The sequence below is a fragment of the Chryseobacterium indologenes genome (assembly GCA_016025055.1).
Taxonomy (GTDB): domain Bacteria; phylum Bacteroidota; class Bacteroidia; order Flavobacteriales; family Weeksellaceae; genus Chryseobacterium; species Chryseobacterium indologenes.
The window spans coordinates 1,445,366-1,471,048 of record CP065590.1; the positions used below are offsets into that span (position 1 = coordinate 1,445,366).

Annotated in this window: 21 protein-coding genes and 5 pseudogenes; 8 read left to right on the forward strand and 18 right to left on the reverse strand. The window is 37.4% G+C overall.

The genetic code is table 11. From position 1 onward, the window contains the following. The first annotated feature begins 9 nt into the window (after positions 1–9). From fumC to H3Z85_06420, 4 genes are all read left to right on the forward strand, one after another. Positions 10–1,404, forward strand: a complete 1,395-nt coding sequence (gene fumC, locus H3Z85_06405; GenBank protein QPQ53021.1) for a class II fumarate hydratase — start codon at positions 10–12, stop codon at positions 1,402–1,404. 166 nt (positions 1,405–1,570) lie between these two features. Beyond that, positions 1,571–3,325 carry a hypothetical protein gene (locus H3Z85_06410; GenBank protein ID QPQ53022.1) on the forward strand — a complete coding sequence of 585 codons (1,755 nt, stop codon included), beginning with the start codon at positions 1,571–1,573 and terminating at the stop codon, positions 3,323–3,325. 6 nt (positions 3,326–3,331) lie between these two features. Then, positions 3,332–3,565: a T9SS type A sorting domain-containing protein gene (locus H3Z85_06415; protein QPQ53847.1), complete on the forward strand. Its 234-nt coding sequence runs from the start codon at positions 3,332–3,334 to the stop codon at positions 3,563–3,565. A 36-nt stretch (positions 3,566–3,601) separates the two neighbouring features. After that, complete coding sequence (locus H3Z85_06420; protein QPQ53023.1) at positions 3,602–3,793, forward strand: hypothetical protein; 192 nt, start codon at positions 3,602–3,604, stop codon at positions 3,791–3,793. Between the two features lie 54 nt (positions 3,794–3,847). Here the strand turns inward: H3Z85_06420 and H3Z85_06425 are convergent, their stop codons facing one another. From H3Z85_06425 to H3Z85_06460, 8 genes and pseudogenes are all read right to left on the reverse strand, one after another. Then, on the reverse strand, positions 3,848–4,564 hold the full coding sequence (locus H3Z85_06425; protein ID QPQ53024.1) for an ABC transporter ATP-binding protein: 717 nt from the start codon (positions 4,562–4,564) through the stop codon (positions 3,848–3,850). A 3-nt stretch (positions 4,565–4,567) separates the two neighbouring features. Continuing rightward, a pseudogene (locus H3Z85_06430) lies at positions 4,568–6,033 on the reverse strand (hypothetical protein). 50 nt (positions 6,034–6,083) lie between these two features. Further along, positions 6,084–7,732: pseudogene (locus tag H3Z85_06435) on the reverse strand (AAA family ATPase). Between the two features lie 75 nt (positions 7,733–7,807). Beyond that, the gene (locus H3Z85_06440; protein QPQ53025.1) at positions 7,808–8,713 is read right to left on the reverse strand and encodes a DUF4835 family protein; all 906 of its coding nucleotides are present in this window, start codon (positions 8,711–8,713) and stop codon (positions 7,808–7,810) included. Positions 8,714–8,750: 37 nt separating this feature from the next. Beyond that, a complete protein-coding gene (gene coaBC, locus H3Z85_06445; GenBank protein ID QPQ53026.1) occupies positions 8,751–9,956 on the reverse strand; it encodes a bifunctional phosphopantothenoylcysteine decarboxylase/phosphopantothenate--cysteine ligase CoaBC in 1,206 nt (401 codons plus the stop codon). Between the two features lie 122 nt (positions 9,957–10,078). After that, on the reverse strand, positions 10,079–10,402 hold the full coding sequence (locus H3Z85_06450) for a DNA-directed RNA polymerase subunit omega (protein QPQ53027.1): 324 nt from the start codon (positions 10,400–10,402) through the stop codon (positions 10,079–10,081). A 42-nt stretch (positions 10,403–10,444) separates the two neighbouring features. After that, positions 10,445–11,440, reverse strand: a complete 996-nt coding sequence (gene bamD, locus H3Z85_06455; protein ID QPQ53028.1) for an outer membrane protein assembly factor BamD — start codon at positions 11,438–11,440, stop codon at positions 10,445–10,447. Between the two features lie 102 nt (positions 11,441–11,542). Beyond that, a complete protein-coding gene (locus tag H3Z85_06460) occupies positions 11,543–12,172 on the reverse strand; it encodes a TetR/AcrR family transcriptional regulator (GenBank protein QPQ53029.1) in 630 nt (209 codons plus the stop codon). 96 nt (positions 12,173–12,268) lie between these two features. Here H3Z85_06460 and H3Z85_06465 point away from each other — a divergent pair. The 4 genes and pseudogenes from H3Z85_06465 to H3Z85_06480 all read left to right on the forward strand — a co-directional run bounded on the left by H3Z85_06465 (position 12,269) and on the right by H3Z85_06480 (position 14,846). Beyond that, positions 12,269–12,892, forward strand: a pseudogene (locus H3Z85_06465) (TatD family hydrolase). Continuing rightward, positions 12,885–13,610, forward strand: coding sequence for a tRNA threonylcarbamoyladenosine dehydratase (locus tag H3Z85_06470; GenBank protein ID QPQ53030.1), 726 nt, complete (start codon positions 12,885–12,887; stop codon positions 13,608–13,610). Before H3Z85_06465 ends, H3Z85_06470 begins: the two are co-directional and overlap by 8 nt. Then, positions 13,610–13,981, forward strand: coding sequence for a ribonuclease P protein component (gene rnpA, locus H3Z85_06475; protein QPQ53031.1), 372 nt, complete (start codon positions 13,610–13,612; stop codon positions 13,979–13,981). Before H3Z85_06470 ends, rnpA begins: the two co-directional genes overlap by 1 nt. A gap of 253 nt (positions 13,982–14,234) precedes the next feature. Then, entirely contained in the window at positions 14,235–14,846 is a 612-nt protein-coding gene (locus H3Z85_06480; GenBank protein ID QPQ53032.1) for a DUF4126 domain-containing protein, read from the forward strand. A 33-nt stretch (positions 14,847–14,879) separates the two neighbouring features. Here the strand turns inward: H3Z85_06480 and H3Z85_06485 are convergent, their stop codons facing one another. The 10 genes and pseudogenes from H3Z85_06485 to H3Z85_06530 form a co-directional block, all read right to left on the reverse strand. Next, positions 14,880–16,880: a hypothetical protein gene (locus tag H3Z85_06485; protein ID QPQ53033.1), complete on the reverse strand. Its 2,001-nt coding sequence runs from the start codon at positions 16,878–16,880 to the stop codon at positions 14,880–14,882. Between the two features lies 1 nt (position 16,881). Further along, positions 16,882–17,433, reverse strand: a complete 552-nt coding sequence (locus H3Z85_06490; GenBank protein ID QPQ53034.1) for an LptE family protein — start codon at positions 17,431–17,433, stop codon at positions 16,882–16,884. Continuing rightward, a complete protein-coding gene (locus H3Z85_06495) occupies positions 17,423–18,127 on the reverse strand; it encodes a DUF4013 domain-containing protein (GenBank protein QPQ53035.1) in 705 nt (234 codons plus the stop codon). Before H3Z85_06495 ends, H3Z85_06490 begins: the two co-directional genes overlap by 11 nt. Positions 18,128–18,142: 15 nt before the next feature. Further along, complete coding sequence (locus tag H3Z85_06500; GenBank protein QPQ53036.1) at positions 18,143–19,429, reverse strand: sigma-54-dependent Fis family transcriptional regulator; 1,287 nt, start codon at positions 19,427–19,429, stop codon at positions 18,143–18,145. Between the two features lie 33 nt (positions 19,430–19,462). Next, positions 19,463–20,260: a tetratricopeptide repeat protein gene (locus H3Z85_06505; GenBank protein QPQ53037.1), complete on the reverse strand. Its 798-nt coding sequence runs from the start codon at positions 20,258–20,260 to the stop codon at positions 19,463–19,465. A gap of 8 nt (positions 20,261–20,268) precedes the next feature. Next, positions 20,269–20,739 carry a hypothetical protein gene (locus H3Z85_06510; protein QPQ53038.1) on the reverse strand — a complete coding sequence of 157 codons (471 nt, stop codon included), beginning with the start codon at positions 20,737–20,739 and terminating at the stop codon, positions 20,269–20,271. Beyond that, a pseudogene (gene miaB / locus H3Z85_06515) lies at positions 20,736–22,171 on the reverse strand (tRNA (N6-isopentenyl adenosine(37)-C2)-methylthiotransferase MiaB). The gene H3Z85_06510 and the pseudogene miaB overlap by 4 nt, the downstream one beginning before the upstream one ends. A gap of 210 nt (positions 22,172–22,381) precedes the next feature. Further along, the gene (locus H3Z85_06520) at positions 22,382–23,131 is read right to left on the reverse strand and encodes a hypothetical protein (protein QPQ53039.1); all 750 of its coding nucleotides are present in this window, start codon (positions 23,129–23,131) and stop codon (positions 22,382–22,384) included. 9 nt (positions 23,132–23,140) lie between these two features. Beyond that, positions 23,141–23,620 (reverse strand): hypothetical protein, encoded by a 480-nt coding sequence (locus H3Z85_06525; GenBank protein ID QPQ53040.1) that lies wholly within the window; start codon positions 23,618–23,620, stop codon positions 23,141–23,143. A 135-nt stretch (positions 23,621–23,755) separates the two neighbouring features. Then, positions 23,756–25,488: pseudogene (locus H3Z85_06530) on the reverse strand (ubiquinone-dependent pyruvate dehydrogenase). Between the last annotated feature and the right edge of the window lie 195 nt (positions 25,489–25,683).

A 25,683-nucleotide genomic window follows, 5' to 3' on the forward strand; every position in this document is an offset into this window, starting at 1 on the left:
TCAACCACAATGAATTACAGAATAGAAAAAGACACCATGGGTGAGGTTCAGGTACCTGCAGATAAGCTTTGGGGCGCACAGACAGAGCGTTCAAGAAACAATTTCAAAATAGGACCGGAAGGTTCCATGCCGCACGAAATTATAGAAGCATTTGCGTATCTGAAAAAAGCGGCAGCTTATACCAACACTGACCTCGGGGTGCTTCCTGCAGAAAAAAGAGATATGATTTCTAAAGTTTGTGATGAGATTCTGGATGGAAAACTCAACGACCAGTTTCCTCTGGTAATCTGGCAGACAGGATCCGGGACTCAGTCGAATATGAATGTAAATGAAGTGATTTCCAACAGAGCTCATGTGAATAACGGAGGAACGTTAGGAGAGAAATCTGAAATACATCCAAATGATGATGTCAATAAATCTCAGTCATCTAATGACACTTATCCAACAGCTATGCATATTGCAGCTTATAAAAAGGTAGTTGAAATAACAATTCCGGCTGTGGAGAAGCTAAAAAATACTCTGGCTGAAAAATCAAAAGCGTTCAAGGACGTTGTAAAAATAGGACGTACACACCTGATGGATGCAACTCCATTAACTCTCGGACAGGAATTTTCAGGATATGTAGCTCAACTGGAATTCGGTTTGAGGGCTTTAAAAAACACTTTACCTCATCTTTCTGAGCTTGCTTTAGGAGGAACTGCCGTAGGAACAGGACTCAATACGCCAAATGGCTATGATGTAAAAGTAGCAGAGTATATTGCCAGATTTACCAATCTTCCGCTCATTACTGCAGAAAATAAATTTGAAGCTTTGGCTGCTCATGATGCTATCGTTGAAAGCCACGGTGCATTGAAGCAACTTGCCGTTTCTCTATTCAAAATCGCACAGGATATTAGACTCCTGGCCTCAGGACCGCGTTCCGGGATCGGAGAGATCCACATTCCTGAAAATGAACCGGGATCTTCTATTATGCCGGGAAAGGTAAATCCTACTCAGAATGAAGCGATGACGATGGTTTGTGCCCAGGTTTTAGGAAATGATACCACCATCTCTTTTGCAGGAACGCAAGGAAATTATGAACTGAATGTTTTCAAGCCGGTAATGGCGTACAATTTCCTTCAGTCTGCACAACTTATAGCTGATGCGTGTATTTCGTTCAATGATCATTGTGCTGTGGGTATTGAGCCGAACTACGAAAGAATTAAAGAACTGGTTGACAAATCCTTAATGCTTGTAACGGCATTAAATACCCATATCGGATATGAAAACGCTGCAAAAATTGCAAAAACAGCCCATAAGAATGGAACCACTTTGAAGGAAGAAGCCGTTAATCTTGGATTATTAACCGCTGAGCAGTTTGATGAATGGGTAAAACCTGAAGATATGGTGGGAAGTCTGAAATGATTTTGATATACTGAATTAAATGACAGAAAGAGATTGTTTTTATGACAATCTCTTTTTTTGTTGATTAATACATCTATTAAAAAATAATAATATAGAAAATAAAATAATCAACATAATTAAATTATTTATAAATTTATATCAAAACTAAGAACCAAATTACCAATATATGAAAACTTATTTATTACCATGGTTCCTTTTTAGAAAGGTTGTGCTTCTGTTTTTCATTATGAGTATAATGAGCAATTTATTATACTCACAAAAAGTATACGTCAGCAACCAGAATAACCAAATTTACGGCGTATGTGCCGGCTGCTCCGTTCAAAACCCTCAAAATGTTGTGGGACCTGATGAAAACAATTATACTTCCCTGATTATTCCGCTCGGATTAGCAGGCAGGATTGAGCAAATGCTTATTTTCCCAGCTGTAAAAACACATACAAAAGTTGCAATAGGTATAGGGAACAACCTTTCCGGTTTATCGGTACAATTACTGGCAGGGGTATCGGTGGAAACTTTTAACGGCAACGTCTCAAACAATGATTACAGGATCGTCAATAATGAAATGCTTACGATCGGACTATCAGGCCCTAATTTGAGTAAAGGAACTATAGAGTTTACCACTACAAAACCTTATGACCGGATCAGAGTAAGTTTAAATGCAGGGCTCCTAAACCTTAACGGAGGGCTCAATCTTTATTATGCCTATCAGCTTGATAACAGAATTTATGCAAACAGCGAAACCCATATAGAAGAATCCACTGGCTGCAATAACTGTAGTGTTCAAAATCCACAAAATGCGGTGGGCTCTAATGAAAATGATTATTCAAAATTAACTATAAGTACCTATGGAGAGCACAGAAATATTCAACAAACACTCTATTTCCCGACCACCCGCACCTTTACTAAACTTGTGGTGGGTGTAGGCAGCGATAATAAACCTATAGATCAGATTATAAAGGAAAGAGCCTTTATCAAAACAGTTACTGAGGACAATATAAATGCTGAGCTCATTTTAGCAGAAGTAAAAAAAGACCCTCAGAATCCCAACCGGGGAACATTGGAGATCTTAACATCAATACCTTATAAAGGAATCAATTTTACACTACACGGTATCAATGATAGCAATACCGGATATTACGTTGATGATTTGAAAATCTATTATGCCTATCAGGAAGAACTCGATATAAGCGCCTGCAAAAGCGTTCCGTTTGATCCGTTTTATTATTTTTCTTTTAATGGAAATACCAACAGTACAAAATTTGGATTCAGTCTAAATCCGCCTCTTTTTGTTTTCCCGGAATACAAAAATAATATAGCGTGTCAACAAGGACTCACTTCCACAACTACTCCATACATTCTTGAAAGCCCTGATATATCACCAGATCTTTACACAGGAGACATTAGTATTTCATTCTGGGCCAATATAAGAGAGGGTGATCCACCTGTTCCGGATCCGGAAAATCCAGGAGAATATCTTCCTCCTACCAAACCTCAGCCATATCTTAAACTAGAGGCTTTTGGTGAAAAGTTCCATATGTTTCCCAATAATCTTATGATCGGTGAGGAACTTGAGGGCGAACAGATCAGCCAACGAGGAGGATATGCTCACTACGTACTTGTTTTAAAAGCAGATGATTCAGACTTCGATAATGCCTGTGTCTATATAAACGGAATTCCTGGAGGTGGCTCTACTGATGAGAATGGTAATTGTACTGCATGGACCCAACAGAAAAGAATTAACCATAAAAAAATCAAAATTGCTCTTGACCGCGCAGATATTGATGAGCTGATTATCTATAACAAAGCCCTCAGTGAAAGTGAAATCCGACTGCTTTACCACTCGTATGGTATAGCTCCTCATCATGCAGCCACTGCATTAACATCATTATCAAAGAAAACACAGTCATCTGTACTTTCGTAGAAAGATATTCTAACCTTATCTCCTAACCCAACTACCGGACTGATAACCTTCGGAGGAAATATTTCTTTAGAAGATACTGAAGTTTTTGTGAGTAATACTTTCGGAACAGAAGTATTCCGCACCAGGTTAACATCAAAAATTATAGAATTACCTCAAACATTGCCTGATGGAGTGTACATCCTTAATCTTCAAACTAAAGATAAAAAAACATTTACCCGAAAAGTCTTTCTGAGAAGGTAAAAACTTAAGAGAATTAAAAATTAAATCCAAAAGATTATGAAAAATTTGAAAAAAATAAACCGAAACGACTTACAACAAGTCCTTGGAGGAACCAATGGATCAATCTGCTCAGGAAGGTTGCAATATCTTGTTGCTTTTAACGGATATTATGCATGCTGCAAAGAGCAGGTAGAAAATCCCTGCTCAACAACAGTGATGTGCCAGCTTCCGATTGGAATGTGCGACTAAAAAATGTAAAGGTCAGAAAATGTATTTTCTGACCTTTTACGATGCATCAATTTTTCACTCCTGCGTGGATGAAACCTGCTCTGAAAAGTAACTTTCAAGTTCTTGTAAGGTTTCAGGATTGGTCTGAATATCTTTTACCAGCCTGCCTTTATTTACTACTACAATCCTGTTGCAGACTTCCGTAGTATGTGACAAGTCGTGGCTTGAAATAAGAAAGGTAACGCCGTCCTGCTTAGACAATTCTTTGATTAAATTTTTAAGTTTGATCTGCGTAGACGGATCCAGATTGGCAAAAGGCTCATCAAGGATAATAATTTCCGGGTTGCCAATAATGGCACCTACAATTCCCACTTTCTTCTGGTTTCCTTTAGATAAGTCGCGAACGTACTTCCCTGATTTTAAGATTTCTCCATTAAAAAAATCATGAAAAGGTTTTAGAAATTCATCAACAGACGCTTTATTCTGTCCCCTTAGTTCGCCGATAAAATAAAAATATTCTTCCGGAGTGAGATATCCTATCAGGAAAGAGTCATCTACAAAAGCTGAGACTTTATTTTTCCAAACTTCTGATTTATTTACTTCAATTCCGTCAATACTCACTGAACCGGTAGTAGCCTGAATCAGGTCCAACATTAAACTGAAAAGTGTTGTTTTACCGGCCCCGTTATTTCCTACCAGGCCAAATGTTTCACCATTTGCAATTTCAAGGTGATCGATACTAAGAACAGTTGCAGCTCCGTATGTTTTGGATAAATTATGGATATTGATCATGATTTAAGCTTTATTTTTAAACGCATCAAGTGTGCTGTATTTTTCTTTTTTGTAATGTTTTACGATGATATCGAAAATCTTTTCCCTGAAGAGAAAACCCGCAAACCCTAACACCGCAATACTTATCACTCCTGCAGTCATTCCGAAGAAATATTTTGTAACTGCAAAAACGGCCATTGGAAGCAGCATTTTAGGAATCAGCAAAAGCATGGACACCATATTAAAACTATTCTTCTGCCCTAATCTTTTTTCTTTTGAATTCAGATCAATCTGACTTTTATTAAAAGCTCCCGACCAAAGAGTAAACTGGGAATTCACTCCCATATTGTACAATCCTGCCGCAAAAAAAGTAATATATACTTCCCATCCGAAATAGATATAAAATAGTGCTACTATAACCGACACTGCAGTTACAATATTCATCAGCCACCATTTTGCTTTTAAATAGTCCTTGTAAGGCACATTTAGGGTCATCATCAAAGGATAATATGAGCTGTCAAAAGCAGGAACCCTCTGCCCGAACAAAAACTGGAACCCTCCTGTTACAAAAAGTCCCATAAACATCATCATGGCCGGAGTTTTGTAAAGTGACGACGAGAACATCAGTAATCCGTAAAAAGAAACATAAAGCTTCCAAAAAGAATCCCTTTGGTTACTTTATTTCGCCTTAACATTTTAATGTCGTTATTGATAAAGGTACCGATGGCTCCGTATTTATTTAAAAATGCAATATTTTCAGTTTTTCCGACTGTTTTCTTTGCCTCAAGTCCCTGATCAAGATAAAATTCATTTCTGATATACCTAAAACAAAGCATCCATACCCCAACAAATAAGACAACAGGAACCAAAGCAAAATACCCGGTTTCATAAAAACTATAAAAAAACAGCTCAGAATAGGATAATATGGGAATGATATTATAATAGGCCAATGCACCCAGCCCAATGCAAACTACTCCTGCAGCTACCGCTACCGTTTCTTTATCGTTAAAAAAAATATTTAAAAAGCTATTCAGATAAAATAAGGCAGAAATCCCGATGAGCCATGTGAGAATTCCCGGCAAACTATAACCGTGAAAGAGGAGAATCCCTGCAAACGTGATGAAAAAAATAGAATTCAGCCAGCTGAAAGCTGATAAAAAAGTTTTCACCAGCATATAGTTAACCAGTGTGTTCTTTTTGATATTGAGTGTGAGGAATGGTTTGATATTCTGTGTAGGAATTTCCTGCCAGAGATATTTCAAGGCCAGATCTAAGATCCATGCAACAACTAAAAATTTAGAAACAACCTTCAGGGGGTCCTGATGTATTTTTTCCTGCACAAAGAAGTACACGAGAAAGGCTCCGCCTGCAAGACATCCTATAAAATAGAGAATACCGATCAACCGAAGGATTTTCATAGTGAGGTTAATCCCTAAAGAAGTGCCGCGAAAGAAGCTTTTGATTTCAAGCTTAAGGAACTTTAGAAACATATGTTAGTTTTTTACATTAGTCAGTATAATGCAAAATATGTTACAGTTTTTTAGCCCATTAACTCTTTTGCCTGCGCTAAAGCCGCCTCCGTAATTTTGCTTCCGGAGAGCAGTTGAGCGATTTCATTCAGTTTTTCGTCATCGCTTAAAGGAATGATTGTAGATTGGGCCTTCCCTGCAATATCCTGCTTTACTACCTTATAATTGTCATTTCCTTTAGCTGCAACCTGTGCAAGATGGGAAATTACGATCAATTGCATATCCTGAGACATTTCCCGCATCAGGTTTCCAATTTCTTCGGCTACTTTTCCGGAAACACCGGTATCAATTTCGTCAAGAATAAGTGTCGGCAGCTCATCGCTTTCGGCAATGATCTTTTTACAGCAAGCATCACTCTGGACCTTTCACCTCCGGAAATTGCTGTCTGAATAGGTTTTAGCGGAAATCCGGAATTGGCCTGGAACAAGAGCTGTATATTTTCTTTCCCGAATGGATTAAATTCAGTTGCATCTTGCAGTTCGATATCTACTTTAGCTTTTTCAAGCCCCAGCTTTCTGAGAAGTCCTTCTGCTTTTTTGATGAAAACAGAAATACTTTTCTTTCTGTTTTTTGAAAGTTTATCCGCAAGAGTCTGGAGAGCCTTTTCTTTTTCGGCTATGCTTTGCTCGGCTTCTGTAATCTGAGCCTCCAGCTCTGATGCTCCTTTCTGATCACCGGCAAGCTCGTTCCTGACTGCAATAAGTTCATCAAGGTCTGAAACATTATGTTTTAGGAACAAAGCATTGATCTTATTATTCAGCTCGGTAAGGTACATCAGATTTTCAGGATTGATTTCTACCTTTTCGGCTTCATTTTCCAGCTCGGAAATAATATCTTTCAATTCAACAAAAGAGGTTTCAAGTCTTTCATTAAGTTCTGCGAAACTGGTTGAAACTTCGGATATCCTAGAAAGTTTTGCCTTAGCTTCATTAAAAAATGAAAGAATTCCGATTTCCTCCTGATGAAATCTTGACAGGATCTGACCTACATTTTCAGAAATCATCCCTGCATTTTCCTGAATGGAAAGCTGATTCTGAACTTCTTCAAAATCCACCTCATCCAGTTTTAATTCTTCCAGCTCATTGAGTAAAAATTCTTTGTAGTCACTTTCTTTCGTAGTTTCTGAAAGTTGAGTCTTTAGTTTTTTAAGCAAGACTTTCAATGTCTGGAAATCTGAAAACTCGCGTTGATAGTCTTCAATAATTTTTTTATTTTCAGAAAGACCGTCTATAATTTTAAACTGATATTCTGAAGTGAAAAGGTTTGAGGTTTCAAACTGGGAATGGATATCGATAAGCTGAGAAGACAGTTCTTTGAGAACGTCCAATGTTACCGGAACGTCATTAATAAAGGCTCGTGATTTTCCTGAAGGAAGGATTTCTCTTCTTATAATGGTATGGAGTTCGTAATCCAGATCATTCTCGATAAAGAATTTTTTGAATTGATTATTCAGCGCAAATTCTGTTTCCACAACGCTTTTTTCTTCTGCTTTGGATATTGATTTTACATCGGCTCTTTCTCCTAAAATAAGTCTGAGGGCACCTAAAATAATAGATTTACCGGCTCCTGTTTCTCCGGTTATTACCTGTAAACCGTTTTTGAGAGATACTTCAAGAGTATCAATTAAGGCAAAGTTTTTAATGTAAATTCTCGAAAGCATTGATAAATGACTGGTTACTTTAAATGCAAATATAAAACTTTAGATGTCAGGATTCAATAGCAGAAAACAGAGTCTCTACACTTTCCATTTATTCCACTTATTGTCAATATTTTTCGGGGAAAGGATAATCATTGTTTGCTTTAAATCGTTCAGGATAATTCCTCCGTTATTTCCGGAGTTGAAAATATTAAAGATTTCATCGCTTTTACCATCCATAAACAGATTGAAAAAATAACTCTGCTGGAATGTGTTTTCGTACATTTTCAGCTGCATCAGTGCATCAAAAATCACTTTCTTTGCTGGAGTCTGATCCTGATTGAAGAGATTATCCAATCCTGCCCTGTGATAGGTATACATGGTAGAACGCAGCTGGTTCCAGTTCGGATTCATGATTTCATTTATCAGTATCGAACGGCTTCTTGGTTCATTGATGGTGTTCCAGCCATCATAGTTTCTATTTTGGGAGTTCTGGGCGATCTGCTGGGCTTTTGTAAACCATTGCGTTCCTCCCATAGCCTGAAAGCTGTCTGCATCATATCCTAAGATCATATAGACATAGAAACTGATAATATCGGTAAGGTTTTTACCGGAAAACTGCCTTTCGTTAAAAATAAGGTTCTCGTTTTCAACATATTCAAAAGACAGTCTCTGATCCTGAAGGTTAAGCAAAGGAGATTCATACGTGGTATTGAAAACAGGACGCACGGCCTGAATCACAATTGAGCCCTGATACCTGTTACCATCTTTACCGGCAATAACAAGGGCAAAGCCACATTTGATTTTTTCAAAATTCTGAAGCTTCTTCCCTGTCCAGCTGGTATTATTGATAAAGTCTCTGAGACTTTTTTCCAATGCTTTATAGGCCTGCTGGTTACTTCCACCCAACTGCTGGGAATTGACCTGAACGGTCGCCAACAATTCCTGGGAAAACCCGGAGGTATAGATGAAAAACAGAAAAAATAAACTGATAATTTTTTTCATTGCCTTATTAATAATTGAGAACGGAAATTTATTAAAATTATTTTAAAAGTTGAGATTCTACAAAATTGAGAATATCTTTAGCTACATCTTCTTTTGATTTCAGATTAAATTCTTTCTTCTCCGTTTTCGTAAATATTTTGATTTTGTTGGTATCGTTCTTAAAACCAGCTCCCTCATCACGCAGGGAATTTAAAACAATCATATCCAGGTTTTTCTTTTCCAGTTTTCCTTTGGCATTTTCCTCTTCATTTTGGGTTTCCAGGGCAAAACCAACCAAAAACTGGTGGGTTTTCTTTTCACCCATTGTTTTAAGGATATCCGGATTTTTAACCAGTTCGATGGTAAGGTTTTCATCATTTTTCTTGATTTTTTCCTTTGCTATTTCTTTCGGGGCATAATCTGCGACCGCAGCACTGGCAATCCCGATATCGATTCCGTCATAAAATTCAAATACTTTTGCCATCATTTCTTTAGCAGAAGTCACTTTATGCAGTTCAATCTTTTTATCATGAAGATTTTGGGAACTGGGTCCTGAGATCAGAATGACTCTCGCCCCTCTTTTTGATGCTTCTTCAGCAAGAGAATAGCCCATTTTCCCCGAAGAATGATTTCCAATGAACCTTACCGGATCAAGGGCTTCGTAAGTAGGTCCGGCAGTAATTAAAACCGTTTTACCTACAAGGTTTTTACTGAGAGTACTTTCGGTGAAAAAACTTTCAATGCTGTTACAAATTGTTGCCGGTTCCGCCATTCTTCCCTGTCCTACAAGCCCGCTTGCCAACTCTCCGTTTTCTGCAGGAATAATGATATGCCCGAAACTTTCTGCAAGCTCAAGGTTTTTCTTTGTGGAAGGGTGTGCATACATATCGAGATCCATTGCAGGAGCAATAAATATCGGGCACTTGGCAGACATATACGTCGCAATGACCAGGTTATCACACATACCGTGAATCATTTTAGATAACGTATTGGCAGTACAGGGAGCAACAATCATAACATCGGCCCAAAGTGCCAATTCAACATGACTGTTCCAGGTTCCGTTATCTCCATAAAAATCTGAATAGACCGGTTTTCTGGATAATGTAGACAAACTTAGCTTTGTTACAAATTGTTCTGCATCAGGTGTCATAATCACCTGTACGTCGGCTCCTTTTTTCACAAAATCCCTTATCAGGAAATGAATTTTATAAGCCGCAATTCCTCCTGAAACGGCGATCAGTATTTTTTTACCGGAAACACTCATTTAGTTTTAATTTTTGAAATACTAAAGTACTTATTTTTTCCCACAATCAGGGTTTAAAACAACAAAGGTCATAAAAGAAACCGATTCTTTTATGACCTTAATTTATTAAAAAACAAAAAAGATTATTTTCTGTCTTCTGTTTTTCTGAAATAGATATCTTCATTCAACCACTCTTCAATAGCAATTGAAGTGGGCTTTGGAAGTTTTTCGTAATGTTTAGAGATCTCAATTTGTTCTCTGTTTTCGAAAACTTCTTCTAATGTAGAATTGTGAACGGCAAATTCATCCAATTTGTTGTGAAGTTCCGTACGGATCTCCGCATTGATCTGCTCTGCTCTCTTTCCCATGATAACAATAGCCTCATAGATAGAACCTACTTTATCTTCAATCTTATCCTTGTCGTAAGTAATGGTATTTACTTCTGCTTTTGTATCTTTTACACTCATTTTGAGAAAATTATTTTTATTTTAAGATGGCAAATTTACGAATTATCTTTGAATTTTGAAAGTCGCTGCAGGTGGAGGGGTCTGAAGTGCCGCACTATCCCTCTGCATCTGCTTTGCCTGCTTTTCATTACTGATCTGATCTTTAACCTGCTGCTCACTTTTTGTCTTATCAGCCATTTTTGCAGCTTCCTTTTTTTGCTTTTCTGTTAAGGCTGCAATTCTGGCTTCAGTTTGTTTCTTAACGACAACGAAATCTTTCTTTTCTTTTTCCAGCTTTGCTCTTAAATCGGCAGCTGTTTTCGAATATTCTGTATTAGGAAGCTCTTTCTCTACCAATTTAGCATACGTAAGTGCACTTTCAATACGCTCATCCTTAAGACTATAGACAGATCTTACAGCCAATTCGTAACGGGCTTTCATGATATAGTCATAAATTTTCGGACGAAGTTTTGTACTTGGAAAATCCTCCAATACGTTTTCTAAAGCTACGCTGGCTGCTTTGTACTCACCCATTTTAAAATATTGACGGCCATTTTCATACGCCTTAAATTCTAATTTATAAGACAATTCGTCAATCAGCTGGGTAATATTCTTAGACCTTTCAGAGTTTGGATAATTGGTCAGGAAGTCCTGAAGCTCGTTAATAGCCAATTCTGTACTGGTTTGGTCCAGGTTATAATCCATAGATCCTTCATAATAACAAAGTGCCGACATATAGGCCGCCTCCTCTGCTCTGGGATCTTTTGGAAAATTGACTGCAAAATTTTTAAATTGGTGCCCTGCCAGCTTATAACTCTTATCATAATAATTGGCATAGGCGGTATTGAATCCTACATTAGGGAAATCATCCGTTCCTGCAACAAGATTGGCAAGCCTGTCGTAAAGAGCCAATGCATTTTTCCAATTTTTCTTGGCAAAGTTATCATTTGCCGCTTTTAAGATAAAATCTTTATCAGCACTCTTCATTGCTTTTTCCTGGCGACTAACACATGAAGCAACCACTGCTACAGCAAAAAGACCTAAAATATATTTTTTCATATAAAAAATTCAACAGTTTTCGGATTATACAGCCGATTTACTAATTTGCAAAAATATAACTTTTTTGTCAATAGATTTTTTTTATGAATATTTAACGTAATTTTAGTCTGCAGCGTATCCTAAAATCGCAAAAACACTTAATAAAAGATTCATTCTCACTTTTTTCTCAGCTTCTTTTGTATAAGTTTCTTCGTTTTTACTGGGCACATAAAGTTCATAAAAGTTTTTATTCCTGATCACAAATAAAGTAGACCCGATGATCATGGTAAGGATATCTTCAGGTTTTGGGGTAAAGGTAAAGACTCCTGAGGCCACTCCTTTTTTAATCACCTCATCCAATTTTTTTACAAACAGCTGATAGAAATCTAAAAGCTCATCTTTTAAATTTTCTGTGTGACGCAGCTCCTGGGTGACAAATCCATGGAAATAGTTGTATTTAAACAATTGGGACACGATATACTTGATCATCTCACGCATCTGCATTTCCGGTTTACCATCTTTGATTGTATCGGCAAATTCAGAAAAATTTTCTCTGGTTTTCAGTACCCGATACTGATAGAGGTAAGACATCATTTTTTCCTTTGAGCCAAAGTAATAGGAAATCATCGCGACGTTGATATTGGCCTTTGAGCAGATATCTCTTACAGAAGTTCCTTCATACCCTTTTTTAGCAATAAGTTCTTCGGCAATATCGAGTATGTGAATCTGTTTTTCTGTAAATTTTTTTTTCATAAAGTGCAGTTTGAGTAAAGTTAAGAAATTTTTAACACATTTATAAACGTATGTTTAATAATTTTCTATTAACTGCAAATAATATTATTTTTGAAAATGGAGTTTTTTGATTTTCACCACCATAAAAATTATGTCAGAGACGGAATTTACAATTTAAACATTGGGGAAATACCGCCGGATATACCATATTCCATAGGCATTCATCCTAATGATATTGATATTCGCCATAAAGAACAGCAGGTTGACTGGCTGAGAACTACCATGTTTGAAAATTGTTTTGCGATAGGTGAATGCGGCTTAGATTCATTGGTTCCTATTGATCAGAAAATACAGGAAGATTTTTTTTTACAGCAAATAAAAATTTCCAATGAAGTAAAAAAACCGCTTATCATACATTGTGTGAGAAAATTTTATGAAGTCATTTCTTTCAAAAAGAAGGCTGAACAAGCCATGGTGATACATGGTTTTAAAAAAAAGACAAATTGCAGAAGATCTTCTCGCTCATAATTTTTACCTGAGTTTTGGAAAAGCTGTTTTGTATAATCTATCTTTGCAGGATATTTTAAAAAACACTCCAACGGAAAAAATCTTTTTGAAACTGACAATGAAGATTTTAAAATCGAAGAATTGTACCGGAAAGTTTCTGAACTGAAAGGAATTTCTTTGGAACAACTCAATAAGCAAATTGTAGAAAACTTACATACGATAACAAATGGATAAATACTGGCTGGAAAGAACGGAGCTATTGGTAAAGGAGAAAGGATTGGAAAAGCTTAAAAAAGCCAACGTCCTGGTTGTAGGACTGGGTGGTGTAGGGTCTTTTGCCGCTGAATTCCTTGCCAGGGCCGGAGTCGGGAATATGACGATCGTAGATGGGGATACCGTAGATATTACGAACATCAACAGGCAGCTTCCTGCATTGCATTCCACAGTGGGGAAGCATAAAGTGGAAGTGGTAGCAGAAAGGCTTCTCGATATCAATCCGCAGCTTAACCTTATCAAAATCAATGAGTTTCTTAATCCTGAAAGAATGGATGAAGTGCTGGATTCAGAAAAGTTTACTTATATTCTGGATTGTATCGACAGTGTTACACCTAAAGTCTGCCTGATGAAAGCAGCAAGAAGGAGAAAAATCAAAATTGTAAGCTCAATGGGAGCAGGTGGGAAGGTTGATCCAAGTAAAGTTGTGGTAAGAGACATCAGTAAAACTCATAATTGCTTCCTTGCGAGACAGGCGAGAAAACGATTAAAGAAGGAAAAAATAAATAAGGGAATAAGATGTGTATTCTCCACGGAGATTCAGAACGAAGAAAGCCTGAAAATGACCGACGGAACAAACTACAAAAGGTCTTTCTACGGAACCATCAGCTATATTCCTGCTATTTTCGGGCTGTATGCTGCTGCTGAAGTAATTAATTATTTAGTGAAAAAAGACTAATGCAGAATTTTAAATATCCAGTCGCCGAAAAACTCAAAAAAAAGATCGAGATCGGTTTACTTTTCGAAAAAGGTAAATGGCGAACCTCCGGAAATCTGAGAATAATTGTTCTGAAAGACAAACCGGCACTTCCCGTAGAAGATGGCAAATTTGGAGTTTCTGTTTCGAAAAGATACTTTAAGAAGGCCGTTCACAGAAATCGTGTAAAAAGGCTTCTCAGAGAATGCTACCGACTGCATAAAGATATATACCGGGAAGCTTTCGGTGAAAAAACGCTGGCCATGTTATTCTGGGTTTCTGCAGAGATGCCTGAAAAGTTTCAGGATGTGGAAGCACAGTTTTTAAAGCTTTGTGAAGCACAAAAGAAATAATCATTTTTAGTACAATATTGACCTACCTGCTGTTTTTACGGCAGGTTTTTTTGTAATGTAATTTCCTTTAATATGGCTTACATAAAATGTATAGATTTCCAAACCTGGTATTATTTGGTATCTTTTTAGCCAGAAGACAGGGTACGTCACCTATTGTCCTGATCGCGGTATTCTTACGTTATCTTTTCTTTTGCGCATTGTATATCACTTACTTTTTGTAATTTTAAGGAAAACAATAAATCTGAAAATTAATATGTTAGACAATATTCCCTATTTTTCGTATATCATCAGTGCCTTTATAGGTATCGGATTGGCGGCTGCTACAGGTTTCAGAGTCTTCCTCCCTATGTTCATCGTCAGTCTTGCATCTTACTTTTACTGGATTCCGATGAATCAGGAATTTGAGTGGCTTGCAGGGTTACCAACCCTTATCACCACAGGAATTGCCACGGTAGCAGAGATTCTGGCATATTATATTCCTTTTATAGATCATTTACTGGATACTATTTCCATTCCTTTGGCAACTGTAGCAGGCTCTCTGTTATTTGCCAGTCAATTTGCAGAACTGGGAACCTTTCCACAATGGGCATTGGCATTAATTGCCGGGGGAGGAACTGCTGCAACCATCAGTTCGGGATTTGCCGGGATACGGGCCGCATCTACTGCAACGACGGGAGGGCTTGGAAATTCTGTAGTAGGAACCACTGAAACGGCGGGGGCAGGAATTATGTCTGTTCTGGCGATGGTGATGCCCGTTATAGCAGCTGTTTTTGCTATAATTCTATTAATTTTCGTCATTGTTTACGGACGAAAAGCGTGGAGAAAATTAAGCATAAAAAGAAAATCACTGATCCGTCATAAATAAAAAAGGTGCAGTTTTATTACTACACCTTTTATTTTAGTTTTTACTTCTGAAATCTTTTATTTCCTGAATTTTAGATTCAAAATACTTCTTTTTCTCAGGATTTTTCTTAATTAATATTTCAAATGCTTTGATCGCTTTTGTGTAAAGCTTTTGCTCAAAATACAGATTAGCCAGTGTCTCGGTCATCAAATGTGAAATATCATCATTTTTTTCTTTAACAACGTATGAGCTTTCTTCTTTTAACTGACTGATTCTTGGATTATTTTCGATGAATGTTTCGATCGCTTTTTCCTTGATGACTTCTTTTTCCTTTTCAATTTCATCGGTTCTGCCAATCTTCAGCCAGCTTTGCCATGTATTGATAAAACCAGGAACATTACTATCAACAGGAGAGGTGGTATTTTTCATAGTTACTTCCTGCTCTTTTTCATTTTCTGCAGCTTTTTCTTCACGTTCCTTCTTCTTCTCTTCAACGTTTAACGTTGAAATATCTGTACTAAAGAATGAAACGTTCATCACCGGTGCTTCCTCTTTTATACTTTCTGTATCGGAATTTTGTTTACTTTCTGCACTACTTTCCGGTTTCATCTCCGGAGCATCGGTTATTTCCTGGGACGCCGGAGCTTCATGGGAAAGCTTTACATCAGCAACAGTCACTTCAGGTGTTTCTTCTGCTTGTTTTTCAGGATGGGAAGGAGCTTCTTTTACCGGTGAAGCTTTTTCTACAGGAGCTGGAGTTTCCGTCTTTTTATGAATTAATGAATCAGGCATATTAGATTCTACATGCATCGGTCTCCAACCGGTTGACACTTCAGGTTCAACCTTTGCCGGCTCTTCTGCCACTTCCGGCATAACTTCTTCCGGAGATGCCTGCAATTCATTATTTACTTCTTCTTCAGGTTCAGATGGCGGTTCTTCGGTCTTTGGAGCTTCTTCTTTCTCTGTAGACCAAAAATGGAAACTTTGGGTATCTGCAAAACTGATTTCATGATCTTCAACTAATTCAGGATCTGCCTTTTCTTCCAGAGAAACGGATTTAGTTTCTTTCATTTTTTTCTCAACTTCTTCAATCAGACGTCTCATTTCGTCTTCATGTTTATTGATATTCTGCTGAGAAATATCGGCAAAGCCAGTAGTTTCTTCGGTGTTGACCTGTATTTTAACGTCAGGCATAAATTCCTCCGTTTTATGAAAACTCAGCTCATCATCGGATTCTTCAGCTTCCTGTTTCTGATCAACAGGTGAGAAGTCTTTATTTTCAGCAGTGGTTTCAGGTTCTACAACTTCTTCAACTCCAGTTTCTTCAGTATTTGTTTCAGGTAATAAAGATTCTGTTTCGTGAAAACTTACATTCTCTTCATTATTGATTTTTTCTTCCTCTTCTCCTGTAGAAATCTGATCTTCATTGACAATAGTTTCAGCGCTGAAATCTTCCCCGGCAGCCTCTTCAATTTTCTGTTGACTGTCTTCTTCTAAAGGTTTTTCTGCTGCAGGTTCTGATTTCTGGGTTACCAGTGTTCCAGATTCCAGGGTAGATTCAATATCTATGGTGTCAGTATTTTTATCATCAAGGAAATTTTCTTCCCCTTCAAATAGAATTCTGTTACGTTCGCCGTTCACATAGATGTGTTCTGCTTTATTCAGCGTTGGTACTATACACTGTTCTTCTTTTACTTCTTCAACAGGCGCAGATTCCTGTCTTTTAATAGGGAATCCTTTATAATAAGGATGTTTGGCAGGTTTATCATCTGCTTTAACAGGTTGTTTCTCCGCTACGGGCTCAGCTGGTTTGGGTTCTTGTGTGATTTTACCGTTGATCAGCTGATAAAGAATCTTTTTATCTGTAGTGTACGCAGCCGTTGTAGAAAGTTCCTTCTGATAATTTTCTTTTTCGTACAGATGAACTCCATACAGATGAAGTGCCCTGATATTTTGAATATAAGGAAAAGCATGAATTTCTTCTTTCAAAAGACCAAGATCTTCCGACTGAATATTTTTCGGATTTTTTATTAACTCTAATACTCTGGGATTCATCTTACCAATTCGCTACAATATCGTTAAATATCTTATTTATAATTCTTTCGGTCACAATCTTCACTTGGGAAGCTTCGATGTCACTTTGTGATAAGTTGCTGTTAAAAGCGGCTTCATCACTATAGGTTCTGTCAAAACTGGAATCCGGATGTATTTTATTTTCATAATGTACTTTCACCGTGATTGTCAGTTTGTTCTGAGCCTGTTGTATTACTCCTCCGGATGGATTAGTCGTTGTATTGGAGCTGATTGTGGTGGCCCCTATGGTATAATCTGTAATTTCTCCTTCGATGAGAATATCAGGATTTTCTTTCGTTCCTTTCAATGTAGTTCTCTGAAGAAATCTGTTCTGAATATCAGTAGAAAACTGTTGTGACAATGCAGGGTTTACAAGAGAAGCATTGTTAGGAAACTCATTGATCTGAACCGTTTTCTCATCGGTCAGTGAGGATCCTGTAAAGCTATAGCATGAATTTAAAACTCCCAGCAAAGCAAAGAGCATCACCATTACTAATGGCTGTTTCAGATTTATATTTTTTATTCTAGTATTCATTTTTAGATCCGATTTCAGTAATTTCATCATGCTCGATTTGGTGGATAGCATCTTCATAAGCAAAATAATTGGCGGTATACATAAATGGCATCGTCAGAAAAATCCCTATACCACAAGCCAGAACACCTATCTGTGATAAAAGACTCACAACCAGCGAAAACAGAAAAATAGAAAGTAAATTTCCTTTGGTCATCACCTTTGAAATATTCCAGGCTGTTTTGATATCATTCATTCCTTTTAAACTGATTAATGGAACGATGTAAAATGCCTTCAGCACAAAATAATAAATAGCCGCCACCATAATGAATATATACGGAAAGACAAAAATCATAGCCGCAGGATTGGGATTATCCGGCTGTGACATCGCTCCTGTTAATGCCAATACAATAATCAAAGGAATATACAGCAATGCTATTCCTCCAAAGATAATAAGCTGAAGTATAAAATACGGCATAAAATCTTTAAAATCAAAAATATCCCCGGGACTTGCAGGTTGGTTTCTATGGATTCTCTGAAGGTATTTATATAGATTACCCATCGCTAATACTGCACAAAAAGGAATAATGGACATAATACAGCATACCAAAAATGCTACAAAAATATTTCCGAAATCTTTCTTTAACAGTTCAAATCCTTTATTAATGTATTCTCCGAGTTTAAAATCGACCGGTTTAGGCATTACATTTACTTTCATTATTTAGTGTTTTGTTTAATCTTCCAGGTTGTACTGTTTTATTTTTCTATATAAAGTTCTCTGTGAAATTCCCAGTTCGTCGGCGGCTCTGTTTCTACGTCCCTTATGCTTTTCTAACGCTTTAATAATCAAATCCTTTTCATTATTCTGAAGAGAAAGAGATTCCGGTCTGTTTTCTTCAACTTCAATATCTTCCACATCTTCATAGCTATCATCAGGATTTGAAATAATCGTTGGATTCTGCACTACCGGCTCTTCATTATTTTCAAAATAGAGCAAAGATCCTGAATTTACCTGAGGCTGGGTTTCAGGGGTATAAATTCTGTTGATCAGATTTTTCTCATGGCTGCTCAGATCTCCTGTTCCTCTGTTCTTTATCAATTCCGAAGTTAAGGATTTTAAATCATTGATATCATTTCGCATATCAAAGAGAATTTTATACATAATTTCCCTTTCACTTCCGAAATCGGTCTGTTTTGATGTATTGGGCGTATTCAAAACCATTGGAAGGTGGGTTTCCATCGGAATATACTCGGAAAGTTTTTCTGCACTGATATTCCTGTTTCTTTCCACAACGGTCATTTGCTCAACAAGATTTCTCAGTTGTCGGATATTCCCCGGGAAAGCATAATTTTCGATGTAGTGGACGGCACTGGGCTCCAGTTCCAGTTCAGGCATTCTGTATTTTTCTGCAAAGTCAATTGCAAACTTTCTGAAGAGCAGATGAATATCTCCTTTTCTTTCCCTTAAAGGAGGCATATCAATCTGTACGGTATTCAAACGATAATATAAATCTTCCCTGAATCGTCCGTCATGAATAGCCTTCATCATATTGACATTGGTGGCGGCTACAATTCTTACGTTGGTTTTTTGAACCTGTGATGAACCCACTTTCATAAATTCACCGCTTTCCAGTACCCTTAAAAGGCGAACCTGCGTTTGTAAAGGAAGCTCACCTACCTCATCTAGAAAGATGGTTCCTCCGTCTGCGACTTCAAAATATCCCTTTCTTGTAGCTGTTGCCCCTGTAAATGCTCCTTTTTCATGTCCGAATAATTCGGAGTCTATAGTTCCTTCAGGTATAGCACCACAGTTTACGACAATATAGGGTTGGTGTTTTCTTCTTGATTCTGAATGGATAATTTTTGGAATAAACTCTTTTCCTACTCCACTTTCTCCTATTACAAGAACAGAAATATCCGTAGGCGCTACCTGAATGGCTTTTTCTAAAGCCCGGTTAAGTGCCGGGAAATTCCCGATAATTCCGAAACGATTTTTTATGCTTTGTAACTCGTTGCTCATAAGTAAATTTTTGATTATTGATTTAATGGTAATCTACAGTTCTTCAATCTGTTTTCTGTAGATTTTGTTAAAATGATGCGTGTAACCATCTTTCATGGTCTTACCGGCATCGTACGTCTGCAATGCTAACGTTTTTAAATCCAAATAATCCTTGTTTCTGATTTTAGAAACTTTACTTTTAAAGTATATATTCTCGGCAAAGTCGTATTCTCTGCTCTGTTCTTCAAAATTTTCAAGGGCTTTGTCATACCTTCCCAACTCGAAATACGTCACTCCCAGTTGGTAATGGTCATACATCCCTTTTACATAGGCTTTTCTAGCTAGCAGCCTTTCAATAATCCCGGCAGCTTTCTCTTTTTGCCCTAAGGCGCTGTAAGACATAGCTTTTACTATGCCTAGATTATAATCTCCATTCTGAGACCTTCCAAGATCTTCAGGATAGTATTTTTTTAAGGCTTCAAGGTCCCTGATGGCACCACTATAATCACGAAGAAACTGGAATTTACACCAGCCCCTGTAGCCCAGGTTCTTCTTAGGATCCAGCTCTACGGCTTTATCAATGAGTTTTTTCCAGGTTACAAAATCTCCGGATTTAAGGTATGGAACGGCTTTTTCTTTAAAAGCAAAATCATTGGTAGGGCACAATTTTATCGCTTCGTCAAACAACTCCTGCGCATATTGTGTCCACTGAATTTTCTCAGCAAAATTAGATTTCTCACAGGATTCCCTGCACTGGTCTGTTGTAAAAGTATTACAATTGACCTGCGCCAAAGAAGTACTGTATATCAGTAAACCTAAAAAACTAAGGCAAAACTTCAACGATTTCTCCATTTTCTATTTTATAGGTCAAATATTGATAATAATCTATTTTTTTTACTTTCCATTTGCTTTATTACCCAGCCATTCAGAGATTTTGTAAAGTTTAACAAGTTTGTTGCTAAGCCTTTATCTAATTCCTTTTCGTCATATTCCGGATTCTTTTGCTGAACTCTGAATAGTCGGGATTTTCCTTCACAATTTACTAAAAATCTGACGGTAATATATCCGTTAGTATCTTTATTTCCTTTTATTTTTGATTCCTTAAGCTGTTTTTCAATAGAAATTTTTTCTCCTTCATACTCAAATCCTTTAGAATCATTATAATACTGACAGGTAGTATCCGGATCACAGATTTTAAAATGAATATCATCTTTCTTTTTATCAAACTCAATATCACCGACATGTCGATTATATTTTGATAGCTTACCAGCAATCTGACAACTTACCGTAGTGATGAAGATAAAAAGAGAAACAACATATTTTAAAATCATGCTTCCAGCCTGCCTAAAAGCGTACCCTGTGTATTGTCATAAACAAAAACATCCACGAGGTCACCAATTTTCTGTCCTTCCAGTTTATCAAAAACACAGACAGCATTCTGAGAATTTCTTCCTTTCCATTGGTTTGCGTTCTTTTTGGAAGTTCCTTCAATTAAAATCTGATGTACTCTTCCTACGTAAGACTGCATTCTTTGTCTTGAAAGCTCTCCCTGTAGTGCGATCACTTCCGAAAGGCGTCTCTGCTTCACCTCTGCTGGAATATTATCTTCCATCTTTTTGTGAGCAGGAGTTCCCGGTCTTTCTGAATAAGCAAACATATAACCGTAATCATATTCTACTTCTCTCATCAGACTTAAGGTATCCTGATGATCTTCTTCTGTTTCGTTGCAGAAACCTACGATCATATCCTGAGAGAAAGCTACTTCAGGCACAATTTCCTTAGCTTTTCTGATCAGATCAAGGTATTCTTCACGGGTATGCTGTCTGTTCATCGCTTCCAGCATGTTGTTGCTACCACTCTGAACAGGAAGGTGTACATATTTACAGATATTATCATGTTTTGCCATCATTCTGAATACTTCAAGGCTCATATCCTGAGGATTGGAAGTAGAGAATCTGATTCTTAATCCAGGAACTGCTTTAGCGACCAGATCAAGAAGTTGTGCAAAATTGACAGCCGTAGCTTTCTGCATTTCAGAAGCTTTGGCAAAATCTTTTTAGGACCTCCTCCATACCATAAATAGGAGTCTACGTTTTGTCCTAAAAGGGTAATTTCTTTATATCCGTTATTCGCCAGATCTTTACATTCTTCTATGATGGAATGAGGATCACGGCTTCTTTCTCTTCCTCTGGTAAAAGGAACTACACAGAAGGTACACATATTATCGCAACCTCTCGTAATAGTTACAAAAGCTGTAACACCATTTCCTCCCAAACGAACCGGATTAATATCGGCATATGTTTCTTCTTTTGAAAGAATAACATTAATGGCATCTCTACCATCGTCTGTTTCTTTTAAAAGATTGGGAAGATCTCTATAGGCATCAGGACCTACTACAAGGTCGACAAGTTGTTCTTCTTCCAGAAATTTGGTCTTTAGCCTTTCCGCCATACATCCCAAAACGCCTACCGTCATATTCGGTTTCTCTTTCTTAAGGTTTTTGAACTGTGAAAGACGCATTCTTACGGTTTGTTCCGCTTTTTCACGAATGGAACATGTATTTAAAAGGATAAGGTCTGCCTCTTCAACCTTCATTGTAGTATTATACCCTTGTTCATTAAGGATAGATGCAACAATCTCGGAGTCAGAGAAGTTCATCTGACAACCGTAGCTTTCTAAAAATAGTTTTTTAGAGTTTTCAGGTCTTTCAGCAATCGCAAAAGCTTCCCCCTGTTTTGTTTCGTCTATATATTTTTCCTGCACGATAATCAATTTAAGGTCCGGAATTTAAAACTCAGGAGATTATATAAGATGAATTTTAAAATACGAACAGATAAGTTTGCAAAGATACAAAATATTGTGACAGAATGGCAGCGGTATCTTTTTCTAAATATTGCAGGAAATATTTGCCGGTATTCTATTGAAATTTAGCTGTATACTTTTATTTTAACTGAATATCGTTAAAAATGCATCCTAATAACCATTCCCAAAATTAAGAACTATCCGTAGATTTGTCTGTACCGGAATCCCATTTTTCGTTGCAGGAATCCACTTCTGTTTCACCTTTTTAAAAGCAAATCTGATTTCTTCCATCAGTTGTTCGCTATTGGCTACTTTAGGTTCTATATCACGAACCTTGGTTGACCCGTCTGTTTCAACAGTAAAGAAAACCGTGAATTTCCAATTAATTTTGTAAGCATCAAAATCAACATATCCTTCAACATTTTTACGGACTTCGTCACTGAATGACAACACTCCGTTGTTTGGAGGAAAAGATGCTCTACTTATAAAATTACCGGTATCATAATTTTCTTTAAAGTTTTCAAAAAAATCGGAAGGGAAAAAAGGAAAATCGAAATAAGCCGTTACTTTCTTTTCATTAATTTCTGCAGGTTGCCAGTTTCGAAGTTGACCTAGTGCTTTCACAATCAAATTATAGGCACATTTATTTTTTTCAGCTTTTTCTATATCTGTTTTTTTACGTACCAAAGCCGGTTTAGAATTCTCATCAATTCTTAAAGTCACCCAGTACATTTCCTTTTTATTCTCACAGCCGGACATATTGTTTTTAACAAAAACATCCTGAATATCTTTAAACATCTGAACATTTCCTCCCTTGTAGGCATTCTGGCCCGGAGGATAGTCTCCAATCTCTTTCCTTTGTGCTGAAATAACAAAAAGAGAAAATATTGAAAGAACAATAGTTAATAGTTTTTTATTCATACTTATATATTACATATCTACTGAAACAGAAGTAAAGTTCATTTTAAGTTTCAAATCAGACTTTACAGGTTGTCCGGCACATGTTGCAGGTTTCCAGTCTTTCTTAATTCTTCTTATCACGTATTGCATATCATCGAAGAATACCTTACTGTTTAAAACTTTGGGAGATCCGGTAATATTACTCACCTTCCCCGCTTCATCAATCGTTAAGGTAAATGTAAAATCACCTGTCAGGGTATAGAAATCTGCATTGAGATAGGTGTACATATATTTACTCAAAAGATCTTTATATGCGGCAACACCTCCTTCAAAAGACACAGGCTTAAAGTCATTACATTTAACGGCGATCTGCAGGAAAGGTTCCTGAATGTCAATTTTAAAAAGATTCTTATTGCTCTCCACGATAAAAGAATCATCCCTTTCCTCAATGTCCTGGGCAAAAGAAAAATTTGCGACGCAAAGAGCAAAAAATAAGAATATAGTTTTCATAATTTAATTTGGACCATTAATTATTGAGCAAAGGTAAATATTTACCGGGCTTATTAAAAAGAAAAACTTCACACAAAGTATGAAGTTTATATGGATATGATTGAAAATTAAAATTGTAATCCTATTTCTGAGTTATTACAAAAGACCTTTTATATGTTTATAGTTGCTTTTTACCGTCTCGAATACTTCGTCCATTTTTCCGCCGAGCATCAGTTGTGCCATAGATTTGGTCATTCCCAACACCTGATCAAATTCAATTTTAGGAGGCAGGGCCAGCGCGTTAGGGTTTGTAAATATATTCAGAAGATAAGGGCCATTATAATCCAGGCATTCCCGGATGGCATTTTCCACCTCTTCGGGATGATGTACATTTTTTCCCGGATATCCCATTGCCTGTGCGACCATAGCAAAGTCCGGATTGATCATGTCGGTTTCATTGTCGGGCATCCCTCCTACTTCCATTTCCAGTTTTACCATTCCAAGGGCCCTGTTGTTGAATACAATTAGTTTTACCGGAAGTTTATACTGAAAAATTGTTGCCATATCTCCCAGCAGCATAGAAAGTCCACCGTCACCACACATGGCAATAACCTGCTTGTCAGGATGAGCTAGTGAAGCTCCAATTGCCATAGGCATCGCATTAGCCATAGATCCGTGATTAAAGGAGCCAAGCATTTTCCTCTCTCCGGTTCCTGTAATAAATCTGGCACCCCAGACACAGCACATCCCCGTATCTACTGTGAAAATAGCATCTTTCTTCGCAATTCTGTCTAAAGTATGAGCAACATATTCCGGCTGGATCGCATTCTCTTTCCCGAAATCTTTAACATATTCGAGTTGATTTTCTTTTACTTTTCCATAAAATTCCAGTTGTTCATTGAGAAAATCAGCATCCGTTTTTTCATTCAATAAAGGAATTAATGCTTTAAGGGTTTGTTTGACATCTCCCGCAAGCCCAAGCTCCAATTTTGCTCTTCGTCCCAGTCTTTCAGGGCTTTCATCGATTTGTACAATCTTATTTTTTACGGGCATAAACTTCTGATAAGGGAAATCCGTTCCCAGAAGAATCACCAGATCCGCTTCATGCATGGCGTGATAAGCCGAAGGAAATCCCAATAGCCCTGTAAGACCAATTTCATTAGGATTATTAGGCTGGATCGCCATTTTTCCACGAAACGAGTACCCAACCGGAGATTTTAAGAGCTTAGACAGTTGGATAACTTCAGAAGCTGCTTTTTCCGCGCCTATTCCACAATAAAGGGTCACTTTTTTACTTTCATTGATCAAGCCGGCAAGATTCTTCAATTCATCATCTGACGGTCTGATGACAGGATTTGTTTTGAAGATTTGAGTTGAAGTCGTTGCCTCTTCTGCATCCAGTTCTGATACATCACCGGGAAGGCCGATCACAGCAACCCCTTTTTTAGAGATAGCATGCTGAATGGCCGTCTGGACGGTCCTCTGCACTTGTGCAGGCCGTGTAATCATCTGGTTATAGTGACTGCAGTCGTCAAACAATTTGATGGTATTGGTTTCCTGGAAATAATCCATTCCCATTTCATCGCTGGGAATCGTAGAAGCAATCACCAACATCGGAACATGGGATCTATGGGCTTCGTAGACTCCGTTAATTAAATGAACATGCCCCGGGCCGCAACTTCCCGCACATACTGCAAGACCATCAAGCTCCGCTTCTGCAGCAGCAGCATAGGCACCTACTTCCTCATGTCTCACATGAATCCATTGGATGCTGCTTTTTTCACTGCTATATTAAGGTGATTAAGACTATCTCCTGTTACCGCATAAATTCTTTTCACATTAGCTTCTTCGAGCATTTCAACGATCTGCTCTGCAATATTTTTAGCCATAATTCTTTGATTTGATGATTATTTCAGGTAAAACAACGTCATTAAAAGTTGTCTTTCTATCAAATTTAGCTAATTAAATTGAACCTGCCGTAGCGTTTCAATGTTAAAAATTTGTAATTTTTCCAGTATTAGACCTAATATGTTTTGAAAACCTGTTAGGTTTAGCACCGAAAATATCTGTTACTATAATCAAGA

Bases quoted from the DNA above. Each gene is read 5' to 3' on its own strand.
- fumC (QPQ53021.1), top strand. From the start codon at position 10: ATGAATTACAGAATAGAAAAAGACACCATGGGTGAGGTTCAGGTACCT.
- H3Z85_06410 (QPQ53022.1), top strand. From the start codon at position 1,571: ATGAAAACTTATTTATTACCATGGTTCCTTTTTAGAAAGGTTGTGCTT.
- H3Z85_06420 (QPQ53023.1), top strand. From the start codon at position 3,602: ATGAAAAATTTGAAAAAAATAAACCGAAACGACTTACAACAAGTCCTT.
- H3Z85_06425 (QPQ53024.1), bottom strand. From the start codon at position 4,564: ATGATCAATATCCATAATTTATCCAAAACATACGGAGCTGCAACTGTT.
- H3Z85_06440 (QPQ53025.1), bottom strand. From the start codon at position 8,713: ATGAAAAAAATTATCAGTTTATTTTTTCTGTTTTTCATCTATACCTCC.
- coaBC (QPQ53026.1), bottom strand. From the start codon at position 9,956: ATGAGTGTTTCCGGTAAAAAAATACTGATCGCCGTTTCAGGAGGAATT.
- H3Z85_06450 (QPQ53027.1), bottom strand. From the start codon at position 10,402: ATGAGTGTAAAAGATACAAAAGCAGAAGTAAATACCATTACTTACGAC.
- bamD (QPQ53028.1), bottom strand. From the start codon at position 11,440: ATGAAAAAATATATTTTAGGTCTTTTTGCTGTAGCAGTGGTTGCTTCA.
- H3Z85_06460 (QPQ53029.1), bottom strand. From the start codon at position 12,172: ATGAAAAAAAAATTTACAGAAAAACAGATTCACATACTCGATATTGCC.
- H3Z85_06470 (QPQ53030.1), top strand. From the start codon at position 12,885: ATGGATAAATACTGGCTGGAAAGAACGGAGCTATTGGTAAAGGAGAAA.
- rnpA (QPQ53031.1), top strand. From the start codon at position 13,610: ATGCAGAATTTTAAATATCCAGTCGCCGAAAAACTCAAAAAAAAGATC.
- H3Z85_06480 (QPQ53032.1), top strand. From the start codon at position 14,235: ATGTTAGACAATATTCCCTATTTTTCGTATATCATCAGTGCCTTTATA.
- H3Z85_06485 (QPQ53033.1), bottom strand. From the start codon at position 16,880: ATGAATCCCAGAGTATTAGAGTTAATAAAAAATCCGAAAAATATTCAG.
- H3Z85_06490 (QPQ53034.1), bottom strand. From the start codon at position 17,433: ATGAATACTAGAATAAAAAATATAAATCTGAAACAGCCATTAGTAATG.
- H3Z85_06495 (QPQ53035.1), bottom strand. From the start codon at position 18,127: ATGAAAGTAAATGTAATGCCTAAACCGGTCGATTTTAAACTCGGAGAA.
- H3Z85_06500 (QPQ53036.1), bottom strand. From the start codon at position 19,429: ATGAGCAACGAGTTACAAAGCATAAAAAATCGTTTCGGAATTATCGGG.
- H3Z85_06505 (QPQ53037.1), bottom strand. From the start codon at position 20,260: ATGGAGAAATCGTTGAAGTTTTGCCTTAGTTTTTTAGGTTTACTGATA.
- H3Z85_06510 (QPQ53038.1), bottom strand. From the start codon at position 20,739: ATGATTTTAAAATATGTTGTTTCTCTTTTTATCTTCATCACTACGGTA.
- H3Z85_06520 (QPQ53039.1), bottom strand. From the start codon at position 23,131: ATGAATAAAAAACTATTAACTATTGTTCTTTCAATATTTTCTCTTTTT.
- H3Z85_06525 (QPQ53040.1), bottom strand. From the start codon at position 23,620: ATGAAAACTATATTCTTATTTTTTGCTCTTTGCGTCGCAAATTTTTCT.